The sequence below is a fragment of the Corynebacterium sp. HMSC036D03 genome (assembly GCF_001836185.1).
Lineage (GTDB): Bacteria > Actinomycetota > Actinomycetes > Mycobacteriales > Mycobacteriaceae > Corynebacterium > Corynebacterium simulans.
In genome coordinates this window covers 15,354-28,354 of the sequence record NZ_KV827747.1, presented here as the reverse complement: position 1 = coordinate 28,354, position 13,001 = coordinate 15,354, and the positions used below count along the sequence as shown (strand labels likewise).

Sequence of the window (13,001 nt, the reverse complement as noted above, 5' to 3'; positions counted from 1 at the left end):
CCCCTTGCAGTACCGGATACGTGGAACACCGGTACCAACTACGCGGACTCGCGGTACCAACTACCCCAAATCGACACGGCTGGGGAACTTACTGTTGAGCAGTTCTTCGAGCAAGCACCAGAGATGAATCCGCATCGCTTTCTTATCACCGGCAGTATCTGCGGCGTGAAAGTTCAGGAGGTGCAGGACCCAGTGATGCAAAAAATTCGCCAGCTCGACAAGCTAATTGACGAACTGGCGAAGGGTAAGGCCTTGGAGAAGATCAAGCGCTCAGACGCTTAACTGCCTCTTTGATTACCGCAGGGCGCTTACAGAACGCGAAACGGACTTTGTAGCGCCATGGTTCGGGGTTATCGGCAAAGGCAGCAAGCGGGATGGCAGCAACCCCGTGTGTCTCGGGGAGCTTTGTACAGAATTCAACTCCGTCCATGCCAGAGGAGCTCACGTCGGCGACTAAATAGTAAGTGCCTTGAGTCTCGTGGACTTGGTAGCCGGCCTTACTTAGGCCATCAACTAGGATGTCGCGGCATTCGGCCAGCTCTTCCACCATGGCCTTCTGCCAGCCCCGCTCATATACCAGCGCGTGGGCCACTGCGGCTTGGAAAGGCGTGGCAGATACAAAGGTCATGAACTGCTTTGCTCTGATGACGCCATCGAGGAGCTCTGGGTGGGCAATGGCCCAGCCGGTCTTCCAGCCGGTGGCGTTGAAGGACTTAGCCGCCGAGCCGACCTTGACCGTACGGGTTTCCATGCCTGGGATGCGCTGGATGTCCACGTGCGTGGCAGACCCGAAGGTGAGGTCCTCGTAGACCTCGTCGGAAAGCACGAGCAAGTCATGCTCCACGCAGATATCGCGGAGGCCCTCTAGTGCTGTGCGGCTAAATACTGAACCGGTGGGGTTATGCGGAGAATTGACGATCACCATCGCGGTCTTAACTGTCACAGCGGCGCGCACAGCATCGACGTCGAGATCCCAGCTTTCTCCGGAAGGCTTGAGCGGGACGGGGACACGGGTGGCGTCGGCAAGCGCAATGGCGGCGGCGTAGGCGTCGTAGTAAGGCTCCAGCACAATGACCTCTTGGCCCGGCTCTACGAGTCCCAGCACGGTCGCGGTGATGGCCTCCGTTGCGCCCGCGGTGACCACGATGGCCTTGCGTGCAACGCAGTAGTGGTGTGCCAAGGCGTCGATAAGCTCAGGGCGCCCGCGCAGGGGAGCGTATTGATTATTTCCCGTCGCAATCTGCTCCTGCGCGATCTCCAGCATGCGCTCTGGCCCATCAGAGTCCGGGAAGCCTTGTCCCAGATTGATGGCGTCATTATCGATTGCCAGCTGGGTCATGGTGGCGAAGATGGTCTCGCCAAATTGCTGCAGACGTTTAACCGTCATTAGAGCACTAAGAGATCGTAACGGGTGGCCTTCACATCATTGAGGCGCTTGCGGGCGCGGTCAAGCTTTTGCCACTGGTCTTCCGGGATTGCCTTACGCGCCATGGTGACGACCTCAGCGTCCGGCGTGCCCCATGCAATGGGCATCGGGGTGACCTGCTGCCAGTGTTCTTTATCGCTGTTGTTGCGGTGACCGGAAACTGCGGCAACCGGCAGCTTTGTGCCCACAGTGCGCTTGACACCTGGCACGGAAGTAACGGTGCGCAGGCAAGCTGCCCAACGCGGCGGAAGCCCGGGATCAACGTTGGTGTTCACTAGCGCCATCAGCACCATGTCACGTTCGTTGACCTCAGCTACCACTGCTGGTGCCAGCGGGTAGGAATCATAGAGGTGCTGTGCGGTGCCAACCTGGCGCGCGGCTGCAACGCCTACGATGGCCACGAGGATGCCGAAGAGCAACATACCGAGGCCAATGGTAAATCCCCAGTCCGCATCCACAGTCATGTAGACCGCAGCGGCACCGATGATGAGCAGCAAGCCCATGATGAGGCCGGAGTTGCGCAGACGCGCGGAATCGCGCAGGAGTTCATTGTTCTTCTTGGCGTAGGTCTCGTCGACCTGAAACTTGAAAATCTTCATCAGGTCATAAGTCTACTTCGTTGACGAGACGGTACGCGTATCCCTGTTCCGCCAAGAAGCGCTGGCGGTGGAGCGCATAGTCCGCATCCACGGAATCACGGGTGACGAGGGTGTAAAACTTTGCTTCCTTACCGTCTTCCTTTGGGCGCAAGAGGCGTCCTAGGCGCTGGGCTTCTTCCTGCCGCGAGCCGAAGGTGCCGGAGACCTGAATAGCTAGGGCAGCTTCGGGAAGATCAATGGAAAAGTTTGCCACCTTGGAGACCACGAGTGTTTGTACCTCGCCGTCGCGGAAAGCTTGGAAGAGCTTTTCCCGCTTGGAGTTCGAGGTCTTGCCGTCGATTACTGGCGCGCCCAAGTGCGAGCCGAGTTCTTCCAGTTGCTCTACGTAACCGCCAATGATGAGTGCTTGCTGGCCAGCATGCTTGGCCAAAATCTTATCCACGGCACGGTGCTTTGCGCTTGACGACGCCGCGATTCGGTAGCGATCCCGCGCCTGCGCCGTGGCATAGAGCATCCGCTCCTCGGCGTCCATGTCAACGCGTACCTCGATGCACTCCGCCGTGGCGATGTAGCCGGCGGCTTCGAGTTCCTTCCACGGGGCGTCGTAGCGCTTGGGGCCGATGAGGGAGAAGACGTCTCCCTCCATCCCGTCCTCGCGGATGAGCGTGGCGGTAAGGCCCAAGCGGCGGCGCGATTGGAGATCCGAAGTCATGCGGAACACGGGAGCAGGAAGCAGGTGGACCTCGTCGTAGATGATTAGACCCCAGTCGCGGGAGTCGAAGAGCTCAAGGGCGCGGTATTCGCCCTTCGTCTTGCGGGTTACCACCTGATAGGTGGCGATTGTGATCGGTTTGATCTCTTTCTTTTCACCGGAGTATTCGCCAACCTCGTTCTCGGTCAACGAGGTACGCCGCAGCAGCTCGTTGCGCCACTGGCGTCCGGCCACTGTATTGGTAACCAGGATCAACGTGGTGGATTGGGCCTTGGCCATCGCCGCCGCGCCCACGATGGTCTTGCCGGCACCACAGGGCAGCACGACCACGCCGGATCCACCGGACCAGAAGGATTCTGCGGCATAGGATTGGTAATCGCGCAGCGCCCAGCCTTCCTCCACCAAAGAGATGGGGTGGGACTCGCCGTCGACGTAACCGGCAAGATCCTCGGCCGGCCAGTTGGCCTTGAGCAGCTCCTGCTTGAGGCGGCCGCGCTGCGAAGGTGGCACGGCGAAGGTGTTGCCGTCGATGCGAGCGCCCAGCAGTTGGCTGACCTTCTTGTGCCGCGCGAGTTCTTCGAGGATCGGAACCTCGGCAGATTCCAAGATGAGGCCATGCGCCGGATGCGAGTGGAGGCGCACGCGGCCGTAGCGCGACATGGTCTCCGCGACGTCGATAAGCAGCGCCTGCGGAACCGGGAAACGCGAATAACGCTCGAGCACGTCGACCACCTGCTCGGCGTCGTGGCCCGCGGCGCGGGCATTCCACAGCGCCAGCGGCGTGATGCGATATGTGTGAACGTGTTCTGGCGCGCGCTCTAGTTCTGCAAAGGGCGAAAGCGCGATGCGGGCTGCGGCAGCGTCTTCGTGGTCGACCTCCAAGAGCACCGTCTTGTCAGATTGCACGATGAGCGGTCCGGGCATCTACTTGCTCCTTTGTACAGGTTCGCCAATGGTAGAAAGCCAAAAGTATAGCCCCGATCGCCCTGCTGGCGCTAAGCGAGTTCCACGGCAGTGATGCGGTGCAAAGGGAAGCGGATGGTGGAACCATCGGTGCCGGTGGCATCGACCTGACCTCCGGCGACGGACAGCGGCTTTACAGTCCTGGACTTAGAATTGCCGTTCTTATCCGCATAGGTGATCTTGACGGGGCGCCCGCCGCGGGCAGCAGCGTGAAGGACGTCGAGGCTGGATTCGTCCGCTGCGGTGGGCGCGGGTGATTCGGTATCAAGCAGAGCCTTGGCGACGCTCGTCGGATCCGGGCGAGTGGGGCCAGCCTTGCGAGGCGCCGGAGTGGGTAGTGCGTAGGGCTCGAGCGCCATATTCAGGGAAGCGCCTGTTTCATCTTCGCCGGCGGGAGCAAGTCCGTGGGCACGCAGTTTCTCCAGCAGCTCACCGACGCGCACTTGCGATATTGCGACGGTAGGAGCGATGCGGCGCAGTTCTGGCACCGCCCGCACCGCCATTTCGAGAAGGGCGGGATCTTCACTGCGGAGGTACGCCAGCGCAGGGCCGGAGCGCAGCGTGCCGTGGCGCCTATCGACGTCGTGGATGAGAAACTCGAGGGTTTGAGGCACCTCGCTGTGGGCGGCGAAGAAGTCGGTGATCTCTTGCGCCGTCATGCCTACGTCCAAGCCGCGGCGCAGAGTGGACTCGCTAATACGGTAGACGCTGGCTAGGCCTGGCGATTCCAAGTCCGCGAGATCTCCCAACCGGCGATGCGCGCTGGCCTCTAGCGGTCCGGGAACCAAGACCGTGAGATCGCCCTGGATGATGAAGTAGTCCACTTCTTCCGGGGTAAGGGTATGCGTGGCCGCAGGATCCAGCAGCACCTGGGTGGCTTGGCCTAGCGCAATGGCTCCGATCCATTCAGCTTCGGCAACGAGGGCATCGATGGTGGAGGACTTAGTGTGCGTTGTAAAAAGCGGGGCGCGGAAGCGCAGCTCTTCGGAAAATTCCTCTTTGCTAAGTGGGACTGAGGCGTGGGCATAGACGTCCATCACCGTGCGGCGGTGGCGGGCCAAATGCTCAGAGACGCTTTCGGTGGAAAGCAGGCGGCCTTCGGCCCAAGGTTGCCAGGTAGAGGACTGCCAGGCATCGAGGAGCAGGCTCCACTTCTCAGACAGGCCGGCATCTAGCCATTCCTGTGCGCCTTGGGTAGGTGCTAAGAAGTTGCCCTCCAAGCCCTTCGGTTCGCCGCGGCTTAGGAGACGAGCGGAAAAGCCGAGGCAAACCAGGCGGCGCAGCTCCGGCTCTGGGATGCCGAGTTCCTTGGCGAGTTGGGCCTGCGGGCGAACGCCTACAGTCTTGTCTTTCAAAAGCTCGATGGGTCGAGCACCGACAAGATCGATGAGTCTTTCCAGCTCGCGAACTACTTGCAGCCCAGCGGCGGCGCCTGCTTCCCCCGTCTTCTTCTCTAGTGGCGGGGTGCCGGCACGGCCGCTTGGGCGCAGCGGAATGAGCTCGGGGCTGTGTCCCTCTAGCGCGCGACGGGCGGCGCGCGGCAGGCGCACGGTGCGGGAATCGACGCGGGTGAGAATGCCCTTGGCTAAAAGGCGGGGGATTGGGCGCGTGGGATCAGCATCGGGAGCTGCGTCGCGAGTAGCGCCCACTCCGCCAGAGGCGGCCAGGGTTTGCAGAATCCGTGCCTCATCCTCGGGCAGTGCCGCGATCTCCTCGGGGTTGGTGGTGCTCTGATGCAGCAGCGACCACCCGGTGGGAAGCGCCTGCATGAGCCCTGGGGCAAGGCATACGCCCTGTGCTTCCACTTCGAATGCGAGGCCCCGCTCGAGCAGCCGTGCGGTTGGCTCTGGGGCCAAAATCTCTACGGGTTCCAGTTCGCCGCCCCGCAAAGCGATGTCCTCGGCAGTAGCAAGCAACTCGGCATCGCACTGCGCGAGTGCGCGCGCTAGGGAAGTGGTCAGGCTAAGGCGCGTTGCCAACGGGGCGATTCCCGGGGGTAGCGGTGAGAGCACATCGCTGCGATAGCCAAGCAGCGTCGAAAGCTGCTCTTGGTCAAGATCTGCAAGCCACGTGCGGAATTGGACCGTCGCGGAGGAAGTGCTGTGAGGTGGGGTCATGGTGGCGAATAAGTTTAGTGGGTTATTGAGTTACTTTTTGGGCCGGGGTTTGGAATAATAAGGCCTATGTCGAATAAGAAGAATGGCTTCGTATCCCCGGCTTGGCCGAAAAATGAAAATCGCGAGCACGCAATTACCGAAATCTACGCGCCGTTCGCTGGTGCATCCAGCCCGTTCGGTGACGATCTGATCCTGCCAATGCCGGCGGAGAAGCTCAACTACGTGCACCCATACACCCGCGTTAACCGCTAAAAGCTCTTACTTAGAAGAAAAGCTTTTAGCCTAACGCAGGCCTAGCCCCACCGCGCGCCCTTCAGCGGCCGCCTTGTGGTGGGGCCATTTTTCGTACGCTAAGAAAGCCAAAAGCTCCCAGCCAGAAGGAACTGGAAAGTTCCACCTGCGGCTGGGAGCTTTAAACGCGAATCTGCGCAGCTTTAGTTTGAAAAGCCTTAGAGGTTTTCGATGAGCTGAGCGATCGGATCGATGAACTGGCGGTTCGCGGAGTAGAACGCGTCGAAGTTGTGGCGGTTTGCCTTGTACTGGTTTGCAAACTCAGCCGGGATAGCCAGGCCGTACTTAGCTGCGGTGTCCTCGACCATCTTGTAGAGAGCGTCAACAGCCAGCTCGTCGGAAGGCTGTGCAGCTGCCTGCTGAACTGGAGCCGGTGCTGGAGCCGGAGCCGGAGCGGCGTCACGCGGGGTTGGCGCGGAGTTCAGGCCCAAGGAAGCGGAGCAAGCGGGCCATGCGCCCCAGCCCTGGGAAGCCAGGATCTTTTCAGCGACAGCGATCTGCTGCTCGCGAGTTGCCTGGTTTGCGGTCGGTGCGTACTGACCGCCACCGAATGCGGACCAGGTCTGGCCGGAGAACTGCAGACCGCCGTAGTAGCCGTTGCCGGTGTTGATTGCCCAGTTTCCGCCGGACTCACACTGTGCGAGGCGGTCCCAGTCGGAATCCGGAGCAGCGGATGCGGTCGGTGCCATGATGGCTGCAGCGGCGCCGACGGCGACGGTGGAAGCTGCGAACTTGGTAGCGAACGAGTTGTTCTTAGCGGAGTGGCGTCCCATTAAAAGTATTCCTCTTCTCTAGATTTCTCGCGCCCACGTTGTGCTCAGTCCGGCAAAAGTAATTGCTTTAAAGTTGTCTTGCACAAATATCGGCCGCCACGGGGAAGCCCGGACTGCGTGTGGGGGCGAGACTTCCTCGCTGGCGGCCAAGTGCCTTCCTCAAACAGTAACGGTTTATAACGAAATAGTCACGTAGCTGACTCGGTATGGCGTCTTTCCTCTGAGAGCGCATCGCATTTCCGCAGGTCGTGACGAAAATGTGAATTAGATCACCGATGTAACGTGTGTTGTTTATGTGACAGCAACTTTAATTGCTGTGTTATAGGAGTTAGAATAATTCTCTTTATTCCCGAGTAAGAAAGCGAGTAGGGGCGTGCCAATCGGCAAAGTTAAGTGGTTTGATGCTGACAAGGGCTTCGGCTTTGTGAGCAACCCCGGCGATGAGGATGTCTACGTCGGCCGCAACGTGCTGCCCGAGGGCGTCGACGAGCTGGTCCAAGGCCAGCGGATCGACTTTGATTTCGCGGCAGGCCGCCGCGGTCCACAGGCACTGCGTGTCAAGGTTTTGGACAAGCCGCGCCGCCGCACTCCTTCCCGTAAGCCGGACGAGCTGTCGAGCATGCTCTCCGATGTAATGACGCTGCTGGAAACCCAGGTGCAGCCGGTGCTGGCGCAGGGGCGCTACCCAGAGCGCAAGACTGGCCGTCAGGTCGCTGAAATCCTGCGTGCCATCGCCAAGGATTTGGATAGCTAAAAATCAAGCAAAAGCGCGAGCCCAACTTCGTCTCCCCTTGTGGGAATCTAGAAGTTGGGCTCGCGCTTTTTCGCAGGCTGCGTTTATTTGGAAGCAGCCTTGCTCGGCTCGGTGGGCTTATCAGGTGCAGCGGTCTTTGTGGCCTCGGCAAGCTCCTTGTCAGACATCGTGGAAAGGGACCACACGGTGCTAAACGGCGCCTCCTCGCCCTTGCCATCGGTGCCAATCATCAGCGAGGAAATCTCGACCACCATCAGGCGCGGTCGCTTTCCTGTAGAGGCCTTGATGGGGTCAACAGAACCCGGAACGTCCACGGTGGAAGAATCGCCGGCGCCGTGAATCTGCTCGTCGTTAGCCGCCGGGTCATCGTAGATGGAAAGGATGCGCCACTCGTGGTTGGAGATCTCTTCTGGGATCTCTAGATGCAGGGTGTCATCCTTGCCCACGGTGAGGTTTGGAGCCTCGCCCTCAGGGCATTCGGTGCCCAGCTCGCAGACCATATAAGGTGCAACGTCGAGACTCTTCTCACCCACGCTGGCCTTGACGGTGATGTCCTGCGGCTCAGGACCTGGGCGGCTATTCCACCAATTCTGGAATAAGACCACGGAGACCACAATGACTGCCACGGCGATAATCAGCGCCAAAAGCTGCAGCAGTGACTTCTTCCTTGCTTCCTTACGGGTTGCCATGGCAAAGAATCCTACTCGAAGGTCACGCGATACAAATCAACCCACCGCTTACCAGTAATCCAGAATTCTTCCGTTCCTGGAATATGGGCGATGCCATTGAGTACATCGTTTTGGGTTTGCGGCCCAGATTTATTCAGTCCTGCAGCATCAATAACCGCGGTGACCTCGCCGCTTGTGGGATCAATGCGCAAAATATCCTCGCTCATCCACACATTCGCAAAGACCTGGCCGTCCACGCACTCCAACTCATTAATCTCTTCTACCGCCTGGCCCTCCAGGGTAACGGGGGTCCGCGGTGCAGTCTCTTCGAAAGTTTGGGCATCAAGATGTCGCAGCTCGTTGCTTCCATCAGACATGATGAGCTCAGATTTATCCTCGCCCGTGGCACACAATCCCCAGCCCTCGCCTTCATAGTGAGCGCGGCCGGTCTCTTCTAAGGTCACGGGATCCCGCTTGATGGCCTCGCCCGCCTTCCACGTCAACTGCCAAATCGCATCCTGGGTTTGCGTGATGCCCTCACCGAACAAAGAAGGGGGCAGTGACACTTCCTGCTCGGGTGCCTTCGCGCCGGGTTGCAGGCGCAGTAACCGGGATTGCCCGTATAGTCCTGTTCCCACCAACAGCTTGCCCTCGGGATCAACTTCGAGGCCCTGGGTAAAAGAATTGGGGAGCATGTCAGTGTGTTCCTTGATGGAAACGGATAGATGCTCAACTTCGCGTGGCACGTTTGTTCCTTCTTGAGCCGGCGAATCGCCCTCTGAACTGCTGCAACCGGAAAGCAGGCCGATTGCGCTAAGCGCGCTTAAAACGGCGGTGGAAGTCAAAGCGAGAGAAGATTTAGAAGAACCCATGGAAGTCATTGTGCACGATGTCATGGATAATGTAGTGCGTGACTAAGCAGAATGAGCCAACGAACCCACTTCTTAACAAGACCGCCGTGCGCATCGCTCGCGCTGCAGTGGAAGAAGTAGGAGAGGGCGGCGTCGGCAAGCACCGCGGAGTCGCAGGGCTAGGCCGAAACGTCGCAACCCATCGCTTTGAAGCAGATATGCCAGGCTACCCAGGCTGGGAATGGCAAGCGGTTGTGGCCTGCGCGGAGGGCTCGCGTTTTATCACCGTTAACGAGGTAGCGCTGGTGCCGGGGCAACAGGCACTGCAAGCCCCGGAGTGGGTGCCGTATAACGAGCGCGTGCGTCCGGGAGATTTGGGCCCGGGCGATCTGATGCCGCCTGCGCCTTACGACGAACGCTTGGAAGACGGCAAGCTTTCCGTAAAAGGCTTAGACGAGGCGAAAAAGAGGTGGCGCACTGGCTCCTTTGGCCCTAATACCGAGATGGCCGCGCAAGCGCCGCTGCAGTGTAAGACCTGTGCTTTCTATTTGGAGCTGATGGATAACTTTGGTGTGTGCGCTAACGAATTTTCGGCCGATGGCCGTGTAGTGCACGCAAGTTACGGATGCGGCGCGCATTCGGAGACAAAAATCCGGGAAGAAGGATCCGTGACCGAAACCGCTTTTGATGACGAAAAACCTATCTACTAGCGCTTTCGTGGTTTGCTTTCTGGAGTCGCAAATACTTTACTAAGGCCAGTAAAACTCAATCCTCCTGGCACTAGGTAAAGGGGCTGTCTCAAAGCGATGAACGCTGCTCTCGATCGTTATTTCAAAATCTCTGAACGCGGTTCCACAATCGGAACTGAGGTTCGCGCCGGCGTGGTCTCGTTCTTCGCGATGGCCTACATCATTCTTCTCAACCCGCTCATCCTCGGCACCTCGCCCGATGTTGCGGGCCATACCTTGGGCATTCCGCAGGTCGCCGCAGCTACCGCGTTAATCGCCGGCATCATGACCATTGCCTTCGGCGCGATTGCGCGCTATCCATTCGCCATGGCGGCGGGCCTGGGTATGAATACCTTTGTTGCCGTCACCATGGTCTCCACAAAGGGCTTGGAGTGGAAAGACGCCATGGGCCTGGTGGTACTCGAAGGCATCATCATTGTCTTGCTCGCCATCTCGGGCTTCCGTCAAGCGGTCTTCGATGCCATTCCGGCCTCGATGAAGGCTGCGATGGGCGTGGGAATCGGCATGTTCATCGCCATCATCGGCTTCGTTGATGGCGGTTTTGTAACGCGTGTCCCCGATGCAGCGCACACCACGGTTCCGGTGGGCCTTGGCATCAATGGCTCTGTTTCCACCTGGCCGGCGTTCGTCTTCGTCCTAGGCCTTTTGCTTTGTTCCTTCATGGTTATCCGCAAGGTCCGCGGCGGCCTGTTCCTGGGCATCGTCATCACCACCGTCATCGCAATGATTCTGCAGGCCATCTTCGGCTCTGAGGACTGGGGCATGGCAACACCAGAGATTCCTGGTTCCTTCGGCGGTCTGCCGGATCTGTCCATCGTGGGCGAGGTCAGCCTCGTGGGTGCTTTTACCAAGCTCGGCGTCGTGGCCACCGTACTTCTTATCTTCACCCTGCTGCTGACGAACTTCTTCGACGCCATGGGCACCATGAATGGCTTGGGCAAGCAGGCGGGTCTGGTCGATGAGAATGACAACCTGCCAGACATGCGCACCGCACTGGTGGTAGAAGGCGCCGGCGCCATTGCCGGCGGTCTGGGCTCGGTTTCCTCCAACACCGTCTTTGCGGATTCCGCAGCCGGCATTGGCGACGGCGCGAAGACCGGCCTGGCCAACATCACTACGGGTGTCATCTTCCTGCTCGCGATGTTTTTGACTCCGCTCTATGAGATCGTTCCTATCGAAGCGGCCGCTCCGGTTTTGGTCATCGTCGGCGTAATGATGGCAAGCCAGCTCAAGGACATCGAATGGACCAAGATGGAAGTTGCCATCCCGGCCTTCCTCACCATCGTGATCATGCCGTTTACCTACTCCATTGCAAACGGCATCGGCGTGGGCTTCATCGCCTTCGCCCTGATGTCTGCGTTTGCCGGTAAGGCAAAGCAGGTGCACTGGCTCATGTGGCTCATCGCCGCGCTCTTCGTGGTCTACTTCGGCATGGCTCCGCTGACCAACGCGCTAAGCTAGCGTGCATGCGTGAAGTAATTGCTGACCCTTTAGACCCTCGCCTTGATGACGTCCGTGACTTGAATAAGTCGGACAAGAAAGGTGAGGGGCTTGTCATTGCCGAAGGTCATCTGGTGGTCTCCCGCCTGGCTGACTCGCGTTTCCCGCTGCGCTGCGTCGTAGGTTTTGGCGCAAAGCTGGATGCCTACGTGGAAGAGTATGGGGATCCAGGTTGCCCGATGTACGAGGTCTCGCGAGAAACTCTCGCGGCCGTCGCCGGCTTTGATATGCACCGTGGGCTGGTGGCTGCCGCAGACCGCGCGCCAGAGCCGAGCTTGGACGAGATCTTGAAGACGGCAAGCACCGTGGTGGTGCTTGAGGGCGTGGGTGACCACGAAAATATCGGCGCCATCTTCCGCAACGCGGCGGGCATGGACGTTGACGCCGTGCTGTTGGGCTCGGGCGCAGCAGACCCGCTCTATCGTCGCTCGGTGCGCGTTTCCATGGGCCATGTGCTGCGTTTGCCTTTTGCCCATCTGAACGGCGGATACACTACGTGGCAGCGTTCCCTGCAGGCGCTTCGCGACGCCGACTTCCGCCTCGTTTCCTTGACCCCGCACCCAGAGGCTGTACACCTGGCAGACGCGCTCAGGGGCGCTTCTAAGGCTGCTCTGCTCGTGGGCGCAGAAGGCCCCGGCCTTACCGAACATGCGATGAAGGCCACCGATGTGCGCGCACGCATACCGATGGCCCCAGGTACAGATTCGCTCAACGTGGCTACCTCAGCAGCCATCGCTTTTTATGAGCGCCAGCGCTCCCGAATTGACTTCGAGGTCTGACGCACGTAGCTGCTGATTAGCCCGCCGAGGCGTTTGGCGGTTTCGAGGATTTCCTCGCCAGTGGACTCTGGTTCTTGGTCGTGGGCCTCGTAATCGTCGTAGTCGTTGAAGCCGAGCTTGGACACGGAAGCAGAGGCGATGGTGCCGAGGCTGCGCTCCGGCTTCTTTGGCGCGACCTTGGGCTCGGGCCGTCCGTCGGTGGCATAACCCACGACGTCGAGATCCGGGCCTTGGTCATTTACTTCCACGCCGAGCCAATAAGACTGCGCTGCTTCGGTGATGCCCTGTGGTTCGAAAGGCAGAGAGATACCGCCGACCGGATCGTATTTTTCGCCGGCCCAGAACGGCGCCTCAAAGGGCTCTGGTAGGCCGGAGTCTTCCTGCAGGTTAAAGCGCGTACCGCACAGGCAGCGCTTGAGCTCACCGGCCGTCCAGTGCGCAAAACCGGCATAGCCGGTGCTTTCCTGCGAGACGAAGGCATAGATTTCGAGCGCGGGAACCGCCTTCAAGAGTTGCTCTGGAAGGCGCGAGAGAACCATGGATTCTTCCTCGATGACCGTCTGAACCACGGTAACGCCAGGGTATCCGCCGATGTAGTACTCGCTATCGCCAGCCTGGGCAGAGCGATTGAGAGGAAATTGCCCGATGGGGGTTACGGGCAGGTTGGGATTGAGTTGTGCCAAGAATTTCCGGCCAAAGCCGCGATCGGCCTTTGGCTCCTCCCGCAGCACAGCAGCGGGATCTTCGACAGTGACGTACCAGAGAGTGAGAACAGGTTTAGGGTTCACGGTAAAAACTCGCTTAATTACTTTTCTTGGC

14 protein-coding genes are annotated in these 13,001 nt (G+C 59.5%); 6 read left to right on the top strand and 8 right to left on the bottom strand.

Annotation, left to right across the window (positions count from 1 at the left end; all coding sequences use genetic code 11):
* On the top strand, window positions 1-282 hold a 282-nt coding region (locus tag HMPREF2692_RS09650), incomplete at its 5' end, for a DUF2200 family protein (RefSeq protein ID WP_141761322.1).
* Here the strand turns inward: HMPREF2692_RS09650 and HMPREF2692_RS09645 are convergent.
* The 4 genes from HMPREF2692_RS09645 to HMPREF2692_RS09630 form a co-directional block, all read right to left on the bottom strand.
* Entirely contained in the window at window positions 263-1,387 is a 1,125-nt protein-coding gene (locus tag HMPREF2692_RS09645) for an aminotransferase class I/II-fold pyridoxal phosphate-dependent enzyme (RefSeq protein ID WP_061921123.1), read from the bottom strand. The two genes, HMPREF2692_RS09650 and HMPREF2692_RS09645, sit on opposite strands and share 20 nt — an antisense overlap.
* A complete protein-coding gene (locus tag HMPREF2692_RS09640) occupies window positions 1,387-2,025 on the bottom strand; it encodes a DUF3239 domain-containing protein (protein WP_061921125.1) in 639 nt (212 codons plus the stop codon). Before HMPREF2692_RS09640 ends, HMPREF2692_RS09645 begins: the two co-directional genes overlap by 1 nt.
* A 4-nt stretch (window positions 2,026-2,029) precedes the next feature.
* A complete protein-coding gene (locus tag HMPREF2692_RS09635) occupies window positions 2,030-3,661 on the bottom strand; it encodes a DNA repair helicase XPB (protein ID WP_061921127.1) in 1,632 nt (543 codons plus the stop codon).
* 71 nt (window positions 3,662-3,732) lie between these two features.
* Entirely contained in the window at window positions 3,733-5,817 is a 2,085-nt protein-coding gene (locus tag HMPREF2692_RS09630) for a helicase-associated domain-containing protein (protein WP_070823485.1), read from the bottom strand.
* Window positions 5,818-5,883: 66 nt separating this feature from the next.
* Here HMPREF2692_RS09630 and HMPREF2692_RS09625 point away from each other — a divergent pair, with 66 nt between their 5' ends.
* Complete coding sequence (locus HMPREF2692_RS09625) at window positions 5,884-6,069, top strand: hypothetical protein (RefSeq protein ID WP_061921131.1); 186 nt, start codon at window positions 5,884-5,886, stop codon at window positions 6,067-6,069.
* A gap of 197 nt (window positions 6,070-6,266) precedes the next feature.
* Here HMPREF2692_RS09625 and HMPREF2692_RS09620 read toward each other — a convergent pair whose 3' ends face one another.
* Entirely contained in the window at window positions 6,267-6,881 is a 615-nt protein-coding gene (locus HMPREF2692_RS09620) for a resuscitation-promoting factor Rpf1 domain-containing protein (RefSeq protein ID WP_062035627.1), read from the bottom strand.
* Between the two features lie 373 nt (window positions 6,882-7,254).
* On the opposite strand from HMPREF2692_RS09620, the gene HMPREF2692_RS09615 reads away from it, so the two are divergent.
* Window positions 7,255-7,635, top strand: a complete 381-nt coding sequence (locus HMPREF2692_RS09615) for a cold-shock protein (protein WP_061921135.1) — start codon at window positions 7,255-7,257, stop codon at window positions 7,633-7,635.
* Between the two features lie 83 nt (window positions 7,636-7,718).
* Here HMPREF2692_RS09615 and HMPREF2692_RS09610 read toward each other — a convergent pair whose 3' ends face one another.
* Complete coding sequence (locus HMPREF2692_RS09610) at window positions 7,719-8,324, bottom strand: DUF2771 domain-containing protein (RefSeq protein ID WP_062035626.1); 606 nt, start codon at window positions 8,322-8,324, stop codon at window positions 7,719-7,721.
* Window positions 8,325-8,335: 11 nt separating this feature from the next.
* On the bottom strand, window positions 8,336-9,175 hold the full coding sequence (locus HMPREF2692_RS09605; protein WP_070823488.1) for a glutaminyl-peptide cyclotransferase: 840 nt from the start codon (window positions 9,173-9,175) through the stop codon (window positions 8,336-8,338).
* 38 nt (window positions 9,176-9,213) lie between these two features.
* On the opposite strand from HMPREF2692_RS09605, the gene HMPREF2692_RS09600 reads away from it, so the two are divergent.
* From HMPREF2692_RS09600 to HMPREF2692_RS09590, 3 genes are all read left to right on the top strand, one after another.
* Window positions 9,214-9,864 (top strand): DUF3027 domain-containing protein, encoded by a 651-nt coding sequence (locus tag HMPREF2692_RS09600; RefSeq protein WP_061921139.1) that lies wholly within the window; start codon window positions 9,214-9,216, stop codon window positions 9,862-9,864.
* A 96-nt stretch (window positions 9,865-9,960) separates the two neighbouring features.
* The gene (locus HMPREF2692_RS09595; RefSeq protein ID WP_070518265.1) at window positions 9,961-11,364 is read left to right on the top strand and encodes an NCS2 family permease; all 1,404 of its coding nucleotides are present in this window, start codon (window positions 9,961-9,963) and stop codon (window positions 11,362-11,364) included.
* Window positions 11,365-11,369: 5 nt separating this feature from the next.
* Window positions 11,370-12,182: a TrmH family RNA methyltransferase gene (locus tag HMPREF2692_RS09590; protein ID WP_070518264.1), complete on the top strand. Its 813-nt coding sequence runs from the start codon at window positions 11,370-11,372 to the stop codon at window positions 12,180-12,182.
* On the opposite strand, the gene HMPREF2692_RS09585 is transcribed toward HMPREF2692_RS09590, so the two are convergent.
* Complete coding sequence (locus HMPREF2692_RS09585) at window positions 12,143-12,970, bottom strand: DUF6928 family protein (protein ID WP_070518263.1); 828 nt, start codon at window positions 12,968-12,970, stop codon at window positions 12,143-12,145. The two genes, HMPREF2692_RS09590 and HMPREF2692_RS09585, sit on opposite strands and share 40 nt — an antisense overlap.
* Between the last annotated feature and the right edge of the window lie 31 nt (window positions 12,971-13,001).

What these genes read in the sequence shown, in the direction of transcription:
- HMPREF2692_RS09645 (WP_061921123.1), bottom strand. Translation starts at nt 1,387, where the DNA reads ATGACGGTTAAACGTCTGCAGCAATTTGGCGAGACCATCTTCGCCACC.
- HMPREF2692_RS09640 (WP_061921125.1), bottom strand. Translation starts at nt 2,025, where the DNA reads ATGAAGATTTTCAAGTTTCAGGTCGACGAGACCTACGCCAAGAAGAAC.
- HMPREF2692_RS09635 (WP_061921127.1), bottom strand. Translation starts at nt 3,661, where the DNA reads ATGCCCGGACCGCTCATCGTGCAATCTGACAAGACGGTGCTCTTGGAG.
- HMPREF2692_RS09630 (WP_070823485.1), bottom strand. Translation starts at nt 5,817, where the DNA reads ATGACCCCACCTCACAGCACTTCCTCCGCGACGGTCCAATTCCGCACG.
- HMPREF2692_RS09625 (WP_061921131.1), top strand. Translation starts at nt 5,884, where the DNA reads ATGTCGAATAAGAAGAATGGCTTCGTATCCCCGGCTTGGCCGAAAAAT.
- HMPREF2692_RS09620 (WP_062035627.1), bottom strand. Translation starts at nt 6,881, where the DNA reads ATGGGACGCCACTCCGCTAAGAACAACTCGTTCGCTACCAAGTTCGCA.
- HMPREF2692_RS09610 (WP_062035626.1), bottom strand. Translation starts at nt 8,324, where the DNA reads ATGGCAACCCGTAAGGAAGCAAGGAAGAAGTCACTGCTGCAGCTTTTG.
- HMPREF2692_RS09605 (WP_070823488.1), bottom strand. Translation starts at nt 9,175, where the DNA reads ATGGGTTCTTCTAAATCTTCTCTCGCTTTGACTTCCACCGCCGTTTTA.
- HMPREF2692_RS09595 (WP_070518265.1), top strand. Translation starts at nt 9,961, where the DNA reads ATGAACGCTGCTCTCGATCGTTATTTCAAAATCTCTGAACGCGGTTCC.
- HMPREF2692_RS09590 (WP_070518264.1), top strand. Translation starts at nt 11,370, where the DNA reads ATGCGTGAAGTAATTGCTGACCCTTTAGACCCTCGCCTTGATGACGTC.